Here is a 16,420-nt window from a genome sequence, read left to right as displayed (position 1 = left end):
TGTTGAATGGAAAATACACAAAACACAGCAACAACAACCGAAGAAACTAACAAAGAGAAAATCCAAAACAAGGCATACTCTTTCTTAGATTTTTTCATCGGAGCATTACTCTTAGGGCTTTTTTTAGGTGTAGTGGTTGTTTTTGCTAACGGAACTATAAATCTACTAAGTAGATGGTTTCCTAGTCTTAGAAAAAAGCAGAAGGAGGATAAATCATGATGAATGTTGCTGATTATATTAGTTCGTTGACTTCCGCTGAAGCACGTTCTGGTCAAGGTGCTAAGGTAAAAGCCAATAAAAGAACTATTGGTAAATCGTTTATTTTTGGTACTGGTACACCTAAAACCCTTTCTTTGGGTTTGGGTACTGTAATTGGAGTACTTGACCAAGTTTCTACAATAACCGAAAAATCTGGCACTACGAGTGTAATCCGTAGATATGGTAAGGTATTATTAGATGAACCATATTACGACGATTCAAATAAGTATGTGTCGTACCTTTGGTTTAGAATTGAAGACTTAGATTTCCTAGTATCTGCCAATACACAAGCAAAACCAGTTGTTAATACCAAAGAACTGAAAACTATCTATGCGATAACAACAGGAGGTTCTAGGCTTAGAAGCACCCCAAGTGCTTTAAATCTGACTAATCTTGTTAGAGTTGTTCCTTATGGTGATATTGTTGGTTATACTAATTACGAAAGTAAGCAGTATCTAACAGTCACTTTCTATAAAGTATTCTCATCAACGGGTAAGGAGCTTGGCTGGATTGGTAAAAATAACATTTCTGAAACTAAGCCACAGTCTAAAGGATTGCCAAAAGAAACAGCTTCAGGGATTACAGATGCAGAAGACCCACAGGCTAAATCTGAAAGCTCTTCATCACTTTCTTTTACTTCCATTTTGCTGTATGTGATGGCTATTATAGCTGTAATTTTTATTGGAATTGGGGGTTATAGAAAATTTGGCAAGAAAGGAGACAAAGAGAAATGAAAAAGGCTTTTGAAGTAATCTGGAAAGGCATCAAGAAGATTGTAGCATTCCCAGTATTCTGGTATGTTGTCATCGCTTTTCTTGCATACATCGCTTGGAAAAGGCTCACAAAACCTCCTGAAGAGTTATTTTTGGAGAAACCGCTACCAAATTCAGGAACTGGTATTCCTGTTGGTTGGAAACCCGACCCTTTGGCCCTGAAATTTCATGATTATTTTGTGTCATGGTTTGCAGACTCCACAGAGCTACACATGCTTTATAATGAAGCAAATAGTTTAACGGACGACCAATTCGTAGCTCTTGTAAATACCTATAACGCCAAATACGGAAAAGTTGATGGTAAAAACTTATATACAAGAGTAAAGGGTTGGTTTGGGATTTGGTTTGGTACAGGTACAGACCAACAAGATAAGTTTATTCAAAAAATGATTTTGTACAAGTTAGACTACTAATGGCAAACGTACTAGAGAAGTTATTGGAAGTGCTTGACAACAAAACGTTAGAAGGCTTCATCTCAGGCAAAACAGCCCCCAAAATTGACCTCAATACCAATGTTTCTGTTGAGCCAGAAACCGTAAAAACAATGGGATGGTACATCTTTTTAGCTTTTTCGGGTTCGTTCATCATTTTAGCATTTTTGATGTATTGGGCAATGCGTTGGGCTATTATTTCAGCCCTAAGAAATAGATAATTATTCGGGGAGTCATTTTTGATTCCCCATAAATAAACTAACATGGAAAAGAAAAGTAAAGCTCTTGAAGATGCAGAGCAGAATTTGCTATTAGCACAAAAAGAACTAGATGTTCAACGACAAAAAGATGGCGTATCCTCTTTGAATGATTTTAGAAATGAGAATAAAAACAAAAATTCATTTGTGTTTATTCTGATAACCATTGTGACTTCATTTTTATACTGCTGGTTGAATGACGAGATTCTTACTTTGTATCCAGATGCGGGTGTTCATGCCATCGTAACGCTACACAAAGCCGCAGCGGTGTTGGTATTTATTTTATTAACCGAAGTTCTTTTGATTTTTCTCGAAAAGTTTAAAGATAACTACATGAGTAGGTATGGTGATAGTAACAAATTCCTGACACTCGATAAAATTAATGATTTCTATAATGCTGAACCCCAAACAAGATTATGGTTAAGATACGCTTACTTTGCATTGCGTTTTTACTCTGCAATATCTTTAGCTTCGGGCAATCTAATTTAGATTCAACCCGAAAAATTAGAGCCATTCAAAAAAAGGTAATTCTGGCACAATTGAATGTGCGGGAGGAAACTGGTCATAATGATGGTTATCAAATTGACCTTTATCGTGCTTCAGTAGCTAAATGGCTTAACGCTATGAAGCCTAAACCTGCATGGTGTGCCTGTTTTTATTATTTTTTGTTCTATTCAATTGATGTCAAGTTAACCATTCGTTCAGCCAGAGCCAGAGAATATTTTAGCGATAAGCTTGGCAGTTATAACCCAAATCTTAGAATTGAACGACCTCCAGAATTCGGTTGGCCCGTTGGTTATAAATTTGGGAAGAATGCAGAAATAAGACACATTGGTTCTGTGTATGAATGGAATCCAGACCCTAAAATAACGATGTGCAGAATATTGGAAGGCAATACAAGTAGTGCAGGTGTAACAGGCGTAGATAGAGACGGTGATGGCGTTTACATTAAGTGGCGACCCAAATCAGCTATTTACAGGTGTACGCCATTAAATCGGTTAAAAATAAATGGGAAATAATATCAGTGAATTTATTCCAATCTTCTTAGGCGTAATTGGTTCAGGTTTTGTGGGTCTAATTGTATATGTTTTTACATCTCAATCAAATATTACTTCAAAACGAATTGATACTCGGTCTAAGGAAAATGAAGAAAATTCACAAGCAATTTCAAGTGTAAAGATAGCCTTAAAAGGGATGGAGGAAAGAATTGTAACACTTGAAGCCGGGCAAGCTAAAAACGAAAGACTCATTAATGAGAAATTCGATAGGTTAGAGCAGAAAATTGATAAATTATTTGAGATGCTGTTTCATTCAAAATTAAATTCAAAATCAATAAAAGAAGATGGATGAAAATAAAGTTACTCCAAAAATGGAGTATTGGGGATGGGTACTTTCATTAATTGCTACTGTGATCACAATTGTTTGGATTGCTTACAACGCTACAAAAGAATACAAGCGACGGCACAAAATCAAGCTACAAAAATGTTAGTATATCTTGGAAACATTGAAAAGGACATTCAAAATTAGTTTGAAGCGGTTGTTAGGCAAATTTGTAAAGATTGCAAGATAGCGAATCCAAATTGGTTGATGATAGTCATGTATGCGGAGTCAAATTTGAGACTGGTAAGTAATTCAATTGGGGCTTATGGTTACATTCAAATTACCCCTTCAACGGCTTTAGGTTTGGGTATCACAATTGCAGAATTGCGAAAGCTTTCTTGGCAAGGATATATGAAATATGCAAAAGCGTATATTCAAGAGCGTATCAAGGATGCAAAGGGAGTTGCTCCATCATCGGCTTATGAATTATATGAATTGATTCATTATCCAGTCTCATACCGAAAGCCTGATAGTTATGTGTTGTATTCTGAAGGTTCAAATGCCTATTCGGGCAACAAAGCCTTAGATTATAACAAAGATGGAAAGGTAATTAATGCTGAAGTAAAGCAATTTATTGACAGTAAATGCCCTGTTTTTTACGATAAATCAATGCTTTTAAAGCCAGAAGAATCTACCAATTATTACTATCAAAATTATCAAATAGGTAATATAATCGTTTCTGTTTCAATCGTCGTATTGCTGTTAGTTGGGATGCAAATTTTTAAGAAGAGAAATTTTAAAATCAAAAATAAAGAACATGGAAATTTTCGGATTGGGTAAAAAGAAAACCCATAAGTTTAAATTTAAAAAAGGTGATAAAGTAATTTACATCGGTACTTTGAAAAAGTACAAAGGTAAAGTCATGACAGTTGTTTCTGCTGAACACGACAAGGAAAGAGGTAATATTTATCAGCTAAAACACGGTAAAGTGATGCACGACTTTTCTGAAAAAGTTCTAATTCTTGAGCGTGGTTTGGGTGAAGGTTTGGGTGAAGGCTTAGGCGAATTGGATGGCTTAGGTAAAACACCTAAATACACCATTCAGCAAGTTGACCAAATTGCCAAAAAAATACAACACAATTCAGGTGTGAAGAAAACCGTAACTGTAAAACATTACAATATCTCACGGAAAGAAGCCAAAGAAATTGCCTTTGAAAAAGTGAAGTCAATTTCGCCAAAAGTAATTCTGAAATCAATCAACTAATTTTTATTATTTAATCATAAAATGCTGTATTGATGAAGTACAGCATTTTAATTTTATTATGAAAACAGGAAAATTCGTTCTTATCGTCATAGCCTTTGTCGTGATTTTATTCGGTGGATATTACTTTCTTAATTACAATCCACAAAAAGTGTCCGCTAAACTTGATTTAAGCAACTATGAGCCAGATTCTAGTTATCAAGCTGGTTTTGAGGCTCGTAACTTAGGTTTTGCAAAAAGTAATTTTCAATATGAAATTGCTGGACAGCTCTTCAATTCTCTGACCGAAACAGTACCTGCCAATGCCACCAAACAGTCATTCTATCCGATGACAAAATTATCAAGTACTGGTAGCGTAGTAAAATGGTCACTTAAAAACAGAGAAGAAAATAAAGTAAGAATTAAGGCTGTTTGGGATGCCTACGGTAAAATCATTCAAGAAGCATCTGAGGTACATCGGATTCCTTCACACATCATATTAGGTATTATCGCAGTAGAGCATGATGATTCTGTTAGTGTTAAGGATTCCGCTTTCGCTTCCTCTGGTATTTATCTGGGATTAGCTCAAATTTCTCTGTCGACTGCAAAAGATTCGGTACTTAGATACCCAACAATCGGTTGGATTACTAAGGCACAGTTAAAGCCCTTTAGTGACAAAGGATTGATTAAAAACAATACAATCATTTTAACTAAATCTGATTTGCTCAAACCAGATATAAACATTCATGCTTGTGCAGCAACCCTGAGCGGTTTAGCGTTCAAATATGGCTTCATAAATACTTATCGCTGGATTTTTGCTTACAATCGTGGTGAAGGAAGAATGCTTAATGATGGCACGCAAGACTTAAAGATGGATGAGTTAGTTAAGTATTATCGTAAAGTACCAAGACACCTTGTAGGAGCAAATTACATTACTAACATATTAGGGCCAAACGGTTCAGTGGATATTATTTTCAACGACCTAAACATACAATCCTAGATATGCACATTTTGTTTGAGCATTACAAAAACATTGATAATTACTTCAAGCAACGGATGATGTTGCTTGGAGTAAAAGGAGAATGGGTACATTGTGAAATCGTTTTTGATGAGTTGGACAATTTGAGAGCGTCATCGTGGGGAAGCATAGGAACTGATTTTCAACCGTGGCAAAATATCAAGAAGCCAAATCTTTTTGAGATTTATATGCTCCCTTCAGATAATTGGCGAGAAGTGTATCAATTTATGAAAAATCATGAAGGTTCACCTTATGACAAATTGGGAGTAATAGGCATGGTTTACGGAATAGCACTACAACATAAGAACAGTAAGTTCTGTTCTGAAATCTGTTATGAAGCAATTAAAAATCATGTATCTATATCAATTCCACTTGTACGTCCGTCCTCGGTAAGTCCTATGCAATTACGAAGATGCATTATTAATTCAGGCGTTAAGCGTGTGCCATCATTGGCACTAAACAAATAATCAAATGGCATCAATTATTGGAAAATACCTGTACGTAAATGATAGCATTGAGTACGTAGAATATTTTGACGCACCAACAATTTCTTCAAGAAGTTATGGTGCTTCTTACGGTGCTTTACTCGGAAAAGTAAGCAAAGAAAATATAGCTGGATTAGGTGAAACAAACAGATTTACAGAATTTGAAAAGGATGGTGAAAAGTTCTATGTAATATTCAATACAAGGGAATTTAATCTAGCAGACTCTATTGTAAACGATAGTACACCAGTTTCAGGAAATACCTCTTCAGATAAAAATATCTTTGAAAAAGGAATTGACTTAGCTAAGAGTTTATTTGACTTTTTGGGTAAAACAAAGAAAACACCTGCCATTGATGATAATATCATGAATGAACCACATGACACTGATTCTGACAAAAATGAAACAGCGGTTGCGAATCCCTTTTTGAACTGGTTAAAAGTCAACTGGCCTTGGTTTATGCCAATGGTGGTATTAGTTCCTGTACTTATTTTCCTTTTAGTCAGAGGTGCAAATCGGAAACGACTTGCACGAAAGCAAATTAACCAAAGTCCCCAAACACCAATTTTATAGCAATGGCTTATACCAAAAGAAAAGTAGCACTGATTGATATTTCTGGTAAGGTTGGTTTTACTAGACTTACTGAGATTGCTTCAGCTATACAAATTCAAATGCAAAGGGATGTTGCTCCACATTGGGGTATTGAAGCGGATGTAGTTGCATTTAGGTATGAATCAGAAGTGCCAAGTGATTTTTGGATTACTTCCGTAGTTGACTCTATCTCTGAACGTACTGGTATCAATGGCTATCACTCTTTTACGGGTTCTGGTAACAATAGAAGAGCTTATTGTAAGGTTATTTACAGAAATTGGACAGACTTTGATTTTACGCAGAGTCGTTTTGAAAAGGTAGTTAGTGAGGAAACCATCGAAATGTGTATTAATCCATTTCTTGAAAATAGGCTGGTTGGCAAAGACCCTGAGTTTGCAGACAGAACAGCCACTTTTTTAGTAGAATTAGGTGACCCGGGTAACAGATTGGATATTGGCTATTACATTAATGATGTATTTGTTACAGACTTTATTTATCCTTCTTATTATAATGCCATCCATGTAGAAGGCACAAAGTACGACCACCTTGGTTTGATTACAAAACCTTATTCAATCGTAGATGGAGGTTATCAAATTTTTCAGAGAGCTGGGCAATGGTACAACGCCCTGAAAATAAAAGGAAAAATGTATTTTATTAAACAAGGTGAAGATATTCCACAGGAAGCAAGCGAGGATATAACTAGTACCTTTTTGATGTGGTTTTTCGGGGTTTTCATTCTTGTCTTTTTCCTTATCATTTTGTTGAGGAATATTTTTAAATCAAAATATTAAAATGGCAGCAATTACTAAAGATACGGAATGTTTTGTTGGCATTCCTGGAGAGCAATTTGCTTATGAAACCACAAATTTCCCTGGCAATAAGCAAATTTTACAAACCTTCTATGGAGATACAGATGGTGCAGCAGTGCCACCAAAAGATTTAGTACTTCTTATAGGCGATAAATTGGGAATAGCTCTAGGTCAAGTTATTATTGATGGAGGTGTTGAATACCAGTTAATGAGTTTTAATGTTACGGTTAGGCAGTCAGGAGGTATATTTGGTTGGGGTGCAGGGAACTATCGAGAAGAAAGAAGACCAGTATATGTGAAATCTGAAATTATTACCTTAGACGCTGTTTGGGCAGGAGAGGAACGATACAAAAGAGAAAACAAAGACAAAATAGCCGCTGAAGCAGCTGCTAAAAAAAAGCAAGATGTAATAGATAAACTTGCCGATGGAGCTGACCCCCAAACTGGCAATACAGCAACGGGAGGTAATAGTAATTTCAATTTAACTTCAATTTTGTTAATTGTCTTTGGGTTTATATCAGTAATTATTGGAGGAGTTTTATGGTGGAAAGGCAGACAAGACAAAAAAAATAAACAATAAGGAAATGGGTCTATTTAATTCGGCAAAATCAACAACATCGCTCCCTATTGGTTCGGCAACACCATCTACTACCACTACTACACCCACAAAGACTACAGAAACTAATAGTTCCTCATCAACAGGAGGTAGTTTTTTAGACGTAATTGGGGGTATTTTTGGAGCATCTGGTTCTGGTACAGGTTCTAATAAAACTAATACGGGGTCAGGCGACCCCGCATCAAGTATCGTTTCATCACTTACTAATGTTGCATCAGCTTGGATTAATGGGGATGCAAATAAGCAAGTAGCAAAGCTTAATGTAGAGGCTGAAAAGCTGATGGCTCAGGCAGAAGCTAGTAAGGCTGACCAAGCCCTTTATGATGCCCTGAAAGCACAGGCAGAAACAAAAACCAATGAGGCTACTCAATTAGCCAATCGAGCAAAATCAAACAATATAACCAATTGGTTGCTAGTAGCCTCTGTGCTTGCTTTAGCCTTTGGGATTATTTACTTAGTCTTTAAAGCTGTTTTTGGATGGACATCATCTAAAAAACAAAATCCAATTACTTAATTCAAAATGGTTGCATTCGAGCCAATATCAATTGTTGTTGAAGTATTCTCTCAAATTGGGATTTTCTTCGCTGACAAAGATGCCCAAAAATCAATTGAAGCGAGTAAGAAAATCCAACAGCTTTACGAACAACAGGCAGAAGAAAGCAAGGAAGATACCGAATTATACCTTCTTCTAGTAGCCAAGGCAAATAAGCAAAAACAACAAACAACCCTATTGGCTAACAAAGCGATTCAAGAAAATAAGACGGTCGTATATTCAGTAGGGTTTGTTTTTCTTTTAGCCTTGATTCTCTTATTTTTTGTATTCAAAATAGCGTTTGGCTGGGTCAAAAGAAGATTATGAACAAGAAAACAATCCTCCTTATTATCCTTTCAATCCTTGCAACTTTTGCAGGGTTTTTCTGGTATTTCTCTTCTTACATAAAAAAGAAAACAAGTTCTTCTTCCACTCCTCAAACAGGGAATATTGCTATTACAAACCCTGTTGTTGATGATGATGAATTTTTAAATAAAGTTAGTCAATTAGATTCTGAATTGGATTCAATAGAAGATAGATTAGAAGATTTAGAATACTTGCCAATTGTAATTAATTCTTTTACAAATAGTATAAATATTGTTGAAAAAGGCTCAATAATAAATAGTATCGTCTTTAACTATTCATTGAATAAAACGCCTTCTTCTTTAAGTATTGATAACGGTATTGGTGCTGTTACGTCAAATAGCTTTACCAAGAATGGGTTAAATATTAGTGTAAATACAATATTCACGCTTTCGGCTAGTGATGAGAAAAACACTGTTACTAAAACAAGTACAATACGTTTTGACAATAGAATGTACTATGGTTCTAGTCCGAATACATCTTTCACAAATGCTGACATACTTGCTTTGCAAAATAGTGTGTTGGTTAATTCAAAAAACAGAACAGTAACGATTAATGGTAATGGTGAATATCCAATAATTGCCTATGAAGCAAGCCTTGGAGATGCGACCTTTATCATGAACGGTTTGGTGAATAACGGCTTTGTGAAAACACAACAAAACATTACAAATGCTAGTGGATATACAGCATTATTTAATGTTTATAGAATGATAAATATTCAAAACTCTTCTAATATTCAAATTGCAATAACATAATGGAAGAAACAACAGGAACGGTGGTTTATGGCCCAGTAACAAGAGCTAATCCACAAGATAAATACGCAACTGGCTTTGCAAACTTTCAAAAAGGCGGGCATCATTCTAAACTAACAATACAAGAAAGGGATGCTATTTTTTCTGAGGTAAGAGAAGAAGGCATGACATGCTTTGTGAAAGAAGACAAAATCACTTACATCCTTGACGGTGGTTTGACGAATAATTTTTGGAGACCAGAATCTGTAAAAGCGGATTTTGAATACTTAATACCACCACAAAACGGAAACGTAATATTCTAATGAAGAAAATAGTATTAACAAAAGATATAAACATCAATAAACTGATAGAAGACCCAGGTCTATTTGGTGATGTTATTGCAATACAAGATAATATAGGCGGTCATGTAATTTCACTTAGTGAAGCCAATAAAGGGTTCATTGATTTAGACTACAGCCCGAACGGCATTACTCATTTACACTGGGTTCAAGATGATGAATGTACTTATTGGAGTTCTACAAAAATGACAACTGATAAAGTTGTAAATCCTCCATCAAAAATTAACAACTTGACTGTAGAGATTGTTGATACTATTTCAGCAAAGTTGAGATGGACAGCTCCGCAAGGATTTGGTGGAAACTCAGTAACGAAATCAGATATATATTACTTAGTTGTATCTACATCGGAATTGTCAGGTGAAGCTGAAGGAGGTAAAAAATTGATAATTTCACCTTCTAATCCTGGCAATATAGAAACTTATATTATTTCAGGTTTGGATTCTGGAAAAAGATATTATGTAGGTTTATACTCGCAAAAAACTGCATTCAATGTTACTCGATTGTCTGAGCTTAGTAATGAAGTTACATTTTTTACTACTGCTTTAGAAGGAACTCCTAATGTTCCCAAAAGGATACCTATTTTTAGTGATAAGATATATCAACCATTAACTAAAGTAGCTTTTAATAATGGTGAAATGTTAACAAATTATCCTGAATTTAAAAGATTGGCAGAAGTTCAGGATTATTTTGTAGATAATAATGGCGTAGCCGAAGGTGTACCGCCTTATACACAAGTAGCAGCTACATCAAGCTACAATACATGGGAAATTTCTTGGTTCAATGTAGGTAACTTCTCTAAGGTCTATTTTGAATTAGACGGTTTTTACACATTAGACTATGTGTACTGTCTGTTTGGAACTAATAATAGATTCAAAATTTATACAAGTGCGGATGGTATTAACTTAATTGAGGCCTTCGACAGGCAATCCAATCCAATTAATATGACTTCTGGCTGGGCAAAAATACCTATTGCTAATATAGCTAAGACTGGTGTAAAATATATTATTCTTGGAATTTCTGGCGGTTATTCATGGTATAATGGTATTATGCCTTATGGTACAAGAGAAAACAGTTCTGTAGTTGTAGGCAAAAAGTATAAAAGTTTGATTCCTAAAAAGCCTTTGTCTCAAATAATGGGTACAAACGTTTTTCCTGACGAGCAACAAATGGATTGGGTAGGGCAAGTATCTTATTTTAATAGAATTTATACTAACTCGGACTGGTTAATGAGTGGTATCTATAAAAATGCTGGAGTTGTATCTACAGACCCAGACGATATTCAAATGAACTCCGCATTATCTCATTTTGTGAATTGGGAAACACAATTTGATGAAATGAAAGCTGCTGGTTCTAAAGACTTGTGTATAACGCTTGTTGCTGATTTTGTGTATTTGCGAGAAAGTAATAACGATAATAACTTAAAACCTTTAAACAAAGGACTAAACCAGTTTAATTTAAACGTAACAACAGACCCTCATAGTTATAGCCATGCAGCAAGAATTTGGGGTGCATTAGCCTATCGATGGGGTTTTAACCCCGATTCACCAGACGTGTACAACCAGTTTGTAGAAAGCGATGGGAAAAAAGGTTTGGGATATGTAAAATTTTATGAACCGGGGAATGAAAGAGACAGGCATTGGAATGGTGCATCTGCATTTTTTAATCCAGAGGAAATGGCAGCTTACCTTTCTGCTATTTGGGATGGGCATAATGGTGCATTGGGTGTAGGTTTCGGAATAAAAGGGGCTGACCCTAATGCTGTGTTAGTTATGCCAGGTATGTTTTCTATTAACACAGATTACATACAAGTAATGAAAATGTGGTGGGATGTATATCGAGGAAAAGGAGATTACCCAATTAAGTTTCTAAACTTTCATCATTACAATGGCTACTCAGAAACGAATGACCTTCCAGAATATCCGCCACTTAGTCTTGAAGTACACGCACTAATGCCTGAGTATGGAGAATTAATTCACAAAACTCAAATAATGAACTCTTTGCGTTCACTAGAAATGCAAAATTGTCACATAGGAGTAACTGAGTTTGGATACGATGAGTCATACAAGGCTATTTTTGGGTTTGATAAAACAGAACCAAAAGATAGAGCGTTTTTTAAATTGTGTGGGCTTTTACGTTCCTACATGATATACAATAGTTTAGGGTTGGATATAGTGTGTCAGTACATTTATGGTCAAACAGGTCAAGATGGAAATGGTTTTTATTTAGAAAATTTAGGGGATCAAGAAGTACTTCAAAAAAAGTTTGGTACTTCAATGCTTACAGAAGGTATTGAATATTATAATTCTCCCAATAGAAAGCGACTTACAGCTTTTTGGTATGTTGCTGCCTTTAAAACAGAAATCGAAGGATATACTTACACTCACACAGTTATGGAAGCTGGAGTGTTGCGTATTGCTGAATTTGATATTGTAGTTGATTATTCACTAGATACTTGGATTTTTGCTTATAAAAACAATGATACTGACGATACTATTTTAGTTGCATGGAAAGCCGTTGATGACTATAGTTCATATAATCTTAAATTAAAAGTTAATAACTCAGCGACGCTAATTGAATCTATTAATTTTGAAGAACAAGAGGTAAAACAAGATGTTAATGGGACTGTACTTAATTTAATACCTGTAATAAACTCAAGTGTAAAATATATTACAACAACAATTAGTGCTTTACCAGTCATAATTAAAACCTCTCTAGTTGGAACGAAAGTATTAAAAACTCCTAAAGATTTAAAAGCTCAAATTTTAAGTCCTACAAGTATTAAAATAGCTTGGACAGATGAAAATATTGGTCAAAATAAAGCTCGTATTTATATAAGTACTGATGCTACTTCTGGATTTACAATTGTTGAAGAAGAATATAGAGATAATGCAGAAACTACTATTGTTGGATTAACTCCTAATACTCCTTATTATTTTAGAGTTCAATTTGTAGATGAAGATAAATTGTCAAATCTATCTAGTACTGTACAAGGAAGAACAGCAAGAGTTTTAGTTGAACCAACAAATCTTATTCAGTTGTCATCAACAGCTAGTAATATTCAACTAGGTTGGGATTATTCTCTTTTAGAAGAAGCAAAAGCTACTCACTTCAATATATTTAGAAGTACAGAAGTCAACGGTACTTATGCACAAATAGCACAGATACCAGTTAATTTAAGAACTTACAGAGACTTTGGTTTGGTTGCGTCTTCAAACTACTTTTACAAAATACAAGCTTACAACGATGGTTCATTTTCACCTTTTAGCTTTACAGGTGCTGGTACTACTACACAACCGTCTTACGAGCCACCGACTGTAACAGCTATAAGCACTGATGTTTTAGGCTCTACAATAGAGTTGGTGTTCAACGAAGAAATGAAGGACGAGCAAACAGCTATTAACGCCTTTTCCATTGTTGAGCAATTTGCAGGAAGAACTATTTTTCACCCTGTAATATCAATATACATATCTCCTTTAGATAAAACTAAAGTAATATTATATTTTGATGTTCAAATTTTTAAAACATCAATTATAACTGTAAGTTATTCTGCTTCACAAGGAACATTAAAATCTTTGTACAATTTTGCAGTCAATTCATTTACAAATTATGTAGTGACAAATAATGTATCGGTTCAATTAGGAGCAGTAAGAGAATATCTTGAGTTGAACAGCATACAAGTTGCTTTCAATACAATAACATCAACTACACCAAATGCCTCTGGTATAGCTAACGTTAAAATATTAGCAGGAGGAAGTTCAATTGTACAATGGAACTTTGAGGATGCAAATGGTATTATTGTTGGTTTAGATTATAGCCCTGACCCCGAAGGTTTTTCAGGCATGGACTTTTACACAAGAAAGTATGCAGGAAAGCAAGAATGGAAAGAAGGTGATACGTCTGGGTTAACTACTCAAACAATTACAAAAGGTTTAATGAGATTTCGTACAACGGGTTCAAGTATTTATTACGAACACAGTACAGACGGTGGTATTACTTGGGTTATAGTACACACAGCAAATCAGCCAAACGTAGATTTGTTTGTAAAGTTTTATTCCGACGGTACTGGACAAAAGATAATCAACTTAGTTGGCTATAATTTAGAGGGGACTTCAATTATCATTACACCTGATGCTCCTACTAACATGGTGATTGATGATGAACTCAACTTAGTTAGTTTCACCTTGAATCCAGCATACCCGATTGGAGAGCATGAATATTGTGCAAACTTTAGTTCATTCTCGCAAAACTGGTTAATTGTTCCTAGTAATCCAATTTCAATTGGAGACATTAATATTCCAAAAGGCGACTTTGCGACTAGAGTAAGAGAGGCTACAGGTAGAGCAGCGTCACCAGCATTGTTAAGTACAGTAGATATTACTGGTACAATAAATAGTTCTTCTCCAATCATGGTACAAAAAAGCAATGGAGGAACTGTATTATTTGGTTGTAATACCAGAGAGGAATTAGATGATTGGTTAGCTACAGCTAGTATTACCGAAAATCTTATGGTGCAATTCAATACTCAAACTACATATTTACTTAATAGTGAATATAATCCAGTTTACAATAATGGAACAAATTGGATTACTTTTCAAGGTGCTGCTGGTGTAAGACCTATTTTTGATGTTCAGGAGCTAGCTGGAACGGTTTGGAATGTCCGAAATTACACTATACTGAGAAATATAGAGCTTAGAAATGGGGATTTGGAATCCCCAAGTGGTACATTAATTAGAGGTGACCAACGTCATCATTGTAAGTTTTTCGACATTATTTTTGATAGAGGGTTCTGCTGTATTCGTGCTACTGACGGAGGAACAGCGGGTCAGGGTATCCATGACTTTGAAATCGACAACATCACTGTTCGCAACGTTTGGGGAGGTTCATTTCGTATCAACGGGGAACTCACAAACCCTGATTGCAACATGATTATCAGAAATATCAAGCTTGACGACACTACAGGAAATGCAGGAATTGTAGGCAAGGGGGGAGTTATTGCAAATTCTAATAATAGAAGGTACTCTCCTGCTTTGGTATTGAAGTTGACAAGTGGATATACGATTGAAAACATTTACAATGTTTCTGGAGACAAGTTGTATGATATGGGCGAGCTTGAAAATTGTTCAAATGCTTTAGTGAAAAATGTTCAAGGAACTGAAATCAAGATAACTGGCGGACAAAGTGCTTACACGCAATTTATTGAAACAGGTGTGAATATTAGACTTGAAAATTGTTATTTCCCAACAAATCCTAGCTGGATGTATGCTTTGAATGGCTTAGATATGATTCATTGCCAGTTTAAGCTTTTTATTTACGACTGCCAAAATCTAAGAAAATTCAGAGGAAACATTTTGTTGGGAGGTTTGTACGGTAGGTTGTTGACACCTGCTGACATGCCTTTACAAGAAAGCGATAATATTTTGATAGCGGACTCAATTTCAGAACGTTATGTAGAATGGACATTTCCGAGCGACCCCGATTTTGCCGTGACAGAAGCCAATAAGGCTAATTATAAGTTAACAAGAGGACAAAACACATTATTCATTCCGTACTCGCAAAGGGCTACAGTTAATCAAAATCCTGATGGTTCTTTACGTGCTAATAGTGTAGGAAATGGACTAATAACGGCTGTGTTGGATGGTGTAGATGTAGATTTTAACCGTTTGAATCGAGTTTATCCTACCGACCCAGGGCCGTTTTCAGGTTTACTTCCAGATATGAACGACCAACCAGAACCTCCAACTGTAATTGCAGATAATTTAGCTCGAACATTGGTATTTTCACATGCTTTAGGTTCGTCTCAAATTGTTTATAATACAGATGGTGGCCCATTTGTTCAGTACACTGGTGTAATTGCTATGGGGGATAATGCCAAAAGTGCATATTTCCACATGGCAAAAATCAAAGCAGCTGCTTATAGAAATGAATCCGCAGTAGTAGGTTCTCCAGCGTTTACAGATAAGCCAGTCAGCGACAATTATGAGGTTTTGCAAACTGTAGAAATCAACTTTAAGGGTGCTTATCACCCAAGTAGTAGTGATTCCAATGTTAATGAATATGCACCCGCCCCAACCAATACTATAGCGAAATCTGTTAATCTTGTTAACACTACAGGTTCAGCATCGGGTCTTACAATAAGTGCATTTGAAACTGGATTTACAGGAGCAACACCAAATGCACTTCCAGAGGGACTTTACATTAGAAGCGAAAATGCGATGAGAACAGCATTGGAGCTTAATAATGGTAACCCAATAGCGAAACTCAAAATAACAGGATTGGACGATACCAAGTTCTACCAATTCTATGTGATTTCTTGTTCTCAGTATGCTGGACATCAGACCAAATTTACGATAGGTGATGCAATCGAAATTAAGGATACAGGCTTGAGTTACCCTTATGTCGCCGATGGTGAATTGCACAGTAACCCAGCAGTTACCAAAATAAATGATAGGGTTTCTACGAGCGGAGAACTGATATTAGAAATCGAAAAAACAGGTAGTGGATGGGATGCTACAGTAATTAACTACTTAGTTATTGAAGAAACTACTGAGGCAAAGCCAGTTTAGCATTATACTATCTAATAGCGTCTAGTGTAGGCGATACCATCAAAGACCAAATTTTAAAACTTTTGAAATTTAACAT

Annotated in this window: 19 protein-coding genes; all 19 read left to right on the top strand. The window is 35.6% G+C overall.

What is annotated here, in order from left to right:
- The first annotated feature begins 6 nt into the window (after positions 1–6).
- The 19 genes from HNP25_RS12305 (at position 7) to HNP25_RS12215 (ending at position 16,344) form a co-directional block, all read left to right on the top strand.
- Positions 7–219 carry a hypothetical protein gene (locus HNP25_RS12305; RefSeq protein WP_184134527.1) on the top strand — a complete coding sequence of 71 codons (213 nt, stop codon included), beginning with the start codon at positions 7–9 and terminating at the stop codon, positions 217–219.
- A complete protein-coding gene (locus HNP25_RS12300; protein ID WP_184134526.1) occupies positions 216–992 on the top strand; it encodes a hypothetical protein in 777 nt (258 codons plus the stop codon). The genes HNP25_RS12305 and HNP25_RS12300 overlap by 4 nt, the downstream gene beginning before the upstream one ends.
- A complete protein-coding gene (locus tag HNP25_RS12295) occupies positions 989–1,444 on the top strand; it encodes a hypothetical protein (RefSeq protein ID WP_184134524.1) in 456 nt (151 codons plus the stop codon). Before HNP25_RS12300 ends, HNP25_RS12295 begins: the two co-directional genes overlap by 4 nt.
- Positions 1,444–1,683 (top strand): hypothetical protein, encoded by a 240-nt coding sequence (locus tag HNP25_RS12290; protein WP_184134523.1) that lies wholly within the window; start codon positions 1,444–1,446, stop codon positions 1,681–1,683. The genes HNP25_RS12295 and HNP25_RS12290 overlap by 1 nt, the downstream gene beginning before the upstream one ends.
- Positions 1,684–1,725: 42 nt before the next feature.
- On the top strand, positions 1,726–2,208 hold the full coding sequence (locus tag HNP25_RS12285) for a hypothetical protein (protein WP_184134521.1): 483 nt from the start codon (positions 1,726–1,728) through the stop codon (positions 2,206–2,208).
- On the top strand, positions 2,136–2,738 hold the full coding sequence (locus HNP25_RS12280; RefSeq protein WP_184134519.1) for a hypothetical protein: 603 nt from the start codon (positions 2,136–2,138) through the stop codon (positions 2,736–2,738). The genes HNP25_RS12285 and HNP25_RS12280 overlap by 73 nt, the downstream gene beginning before the upstream one ends.
- Positions 2,728–3,069, top strand: coding sequence for a hypothetical protein (locus HNP25_RS12275; RefSeq protein ID WP_184134517.1), 342 nt, complete (start codon positions 2,728–2,730; stop codon positions 3,067–3,069). Before HNP25_RS12280 ends, HNP25_RS12275 begins: the two co-directional genes overlap by 11 nt.
- 237 nt (positions 3,070–3,306) lie before the next feature.
- Positions 3,307–3,879, top strand: a complete 573-nt coding sequence (locus HNP25_RS12270; RefSeq protein ID WP_184134516.1) for a hypothetical protein — start codon at positions 3,307–3,309, stop codon at positions 3,877–3,879.
- On the top strand, positions 3,857–4,303 hold the full coding sequence (locus HNP25_RS12265) for a hypothetical protein (protein WP_184134514.1): 447 nt from the start codon (positions 3,857–3,859) through the stop codon (positions 4,301–4,303). Before HNP25_RS12270 ends, HNP25_RS12265 begins: the two co-directional genes overlap by 23 nt.
- A 58-nt stretch (positions 4,304–4,361) precedes the next feature.
- Entirely contained in the window at positions 4,362–5,279 is a 918-nt protein-coding gene (locus HNP25_RS12260) for a transglycosylase SLT domain-containing protein (protein WP_184134513.1), read from the top strand.
- Positions 5,280–5,281: 2 nt separating this feature from the next.
- Positions 5,282–5,764, top strand: a complete 483-nt coding sequence (locus tag HNP25_RS12255) for a hypothetical protein (protein WP_184134511.1) — start codon at positions 5,282–5,284, stop codon at positions 5,762–5,764.
- Between the two features lie 4 nt (positions 5,765–5,768).
- Complete coding sequence (locus HNP25_RS12250; RefSeq protein ID WP_184134510.1) at positions 5,769–6,353, top strand: hypothetical protein; 585 nt, start codon at positions 5,769–5,771, stop codon at positions 6,351–6,353.
- Positions 6,354–6,355: 2 nt separating this feature from the next.
- Entirely contained in the window at positions 6,356–7,162 is an 807-nt protein-coding gene (locus tag HNP25_RS12245; protein ID WP_184134508.1) for a hypothetical protein, read from the top strand.
- A gap of 1 nt (position 7,163) precedes the next feature.
- On the top strand, positions 7,164–7,760 hold the full coding sequence (locus HNP25_RS12240; RefSeq protein ID WP_184134506.1) for a hypothetical protein: 597 nt from the start codon (positions 7,164–7,166) through the stop codon (positions 7,758–7,760).
- A gap of 4 nt (positions 7,761–7,764) precedes the next feature.
- Positions 7,765–8,310: a hypothetical protein gene (locus HNP25_RS12235; protein ID WP_184134504.1), complete on the top strand. Its 546-nt coding sequence runs from the start codon at positions 7,765–7,767 to the stop codon at positions 8,308–8,310.
- Positions 8,311–8,316: 6 nt separating this feature from the next.
- Positions 8,317–8,655, top strand: a complete 339-nt coding sequence (locus HNP25_RS12230) for a hypothetical protein (protein WP_184134502.1) — start codon at positions 8,317–8,319, stop codon at positions 8,653–8,655.
- Positions 8,652–9,446, top strand: coding sequence for a hypothetical protein (locus tag HNP25_RS12225; RefSeq protein WP_184134501.1), 795 nt, complete (start codon positions 8,652–8,654; stop codon positions 9,444–9,446). The genes HNP25_RS12230 and HNP25_RS12225 overlap by 4 nt, the downstream gene beginning before the upstream one ends.
- Positions 9,446–9,745 carry a hypothetical protein gene (locus HNP25_RS12220; protein WP_184134499.1) on the top strand — a complete coding sequence of 100 codons (300 nt, stop codon included), beginning with the start codon at positions 9,446–9,448 and terminating at the stop codon, positions 9,743–9,745. The genes HNP25_RS12225 and HNP25_RS12220 overlap by 1 nt, the downstream gene beginning before the upstream one ends.
- Positions 9,745–16,344 carry a fibronectin type III domain-containing protein gene (locus HNP25_RS12215; protein ID WP_184134498.1) on the top strand — a complete coding sequence of 2,200 codons (6,600 nt, stop codon included), beginning with the start codon at positions 9,745–9,747 and terminating at the stop codon, positions 16,342–16,344. The genes HNP25_RS12220 and HNP25_RS12215 overlap by 1 nt, the downstream gene beginning before the upstream one ends.
- Positions 16,345–16,420: the final 76 nt, after the last annotated feature.

The organism is Arcicella rosea (assembly GCF_014204325.1).
Classification (GTDB): Bacteria; Bacteroidota; Bacteroidia; order Cytophagales; family Spirosomataceae; genus Arcicella; species Arcicella rosea_A.
Note: the sequence above shows the minus strand (reverse complement) of the source record. Positions and strands in the feature narration are given on the sequence as shown.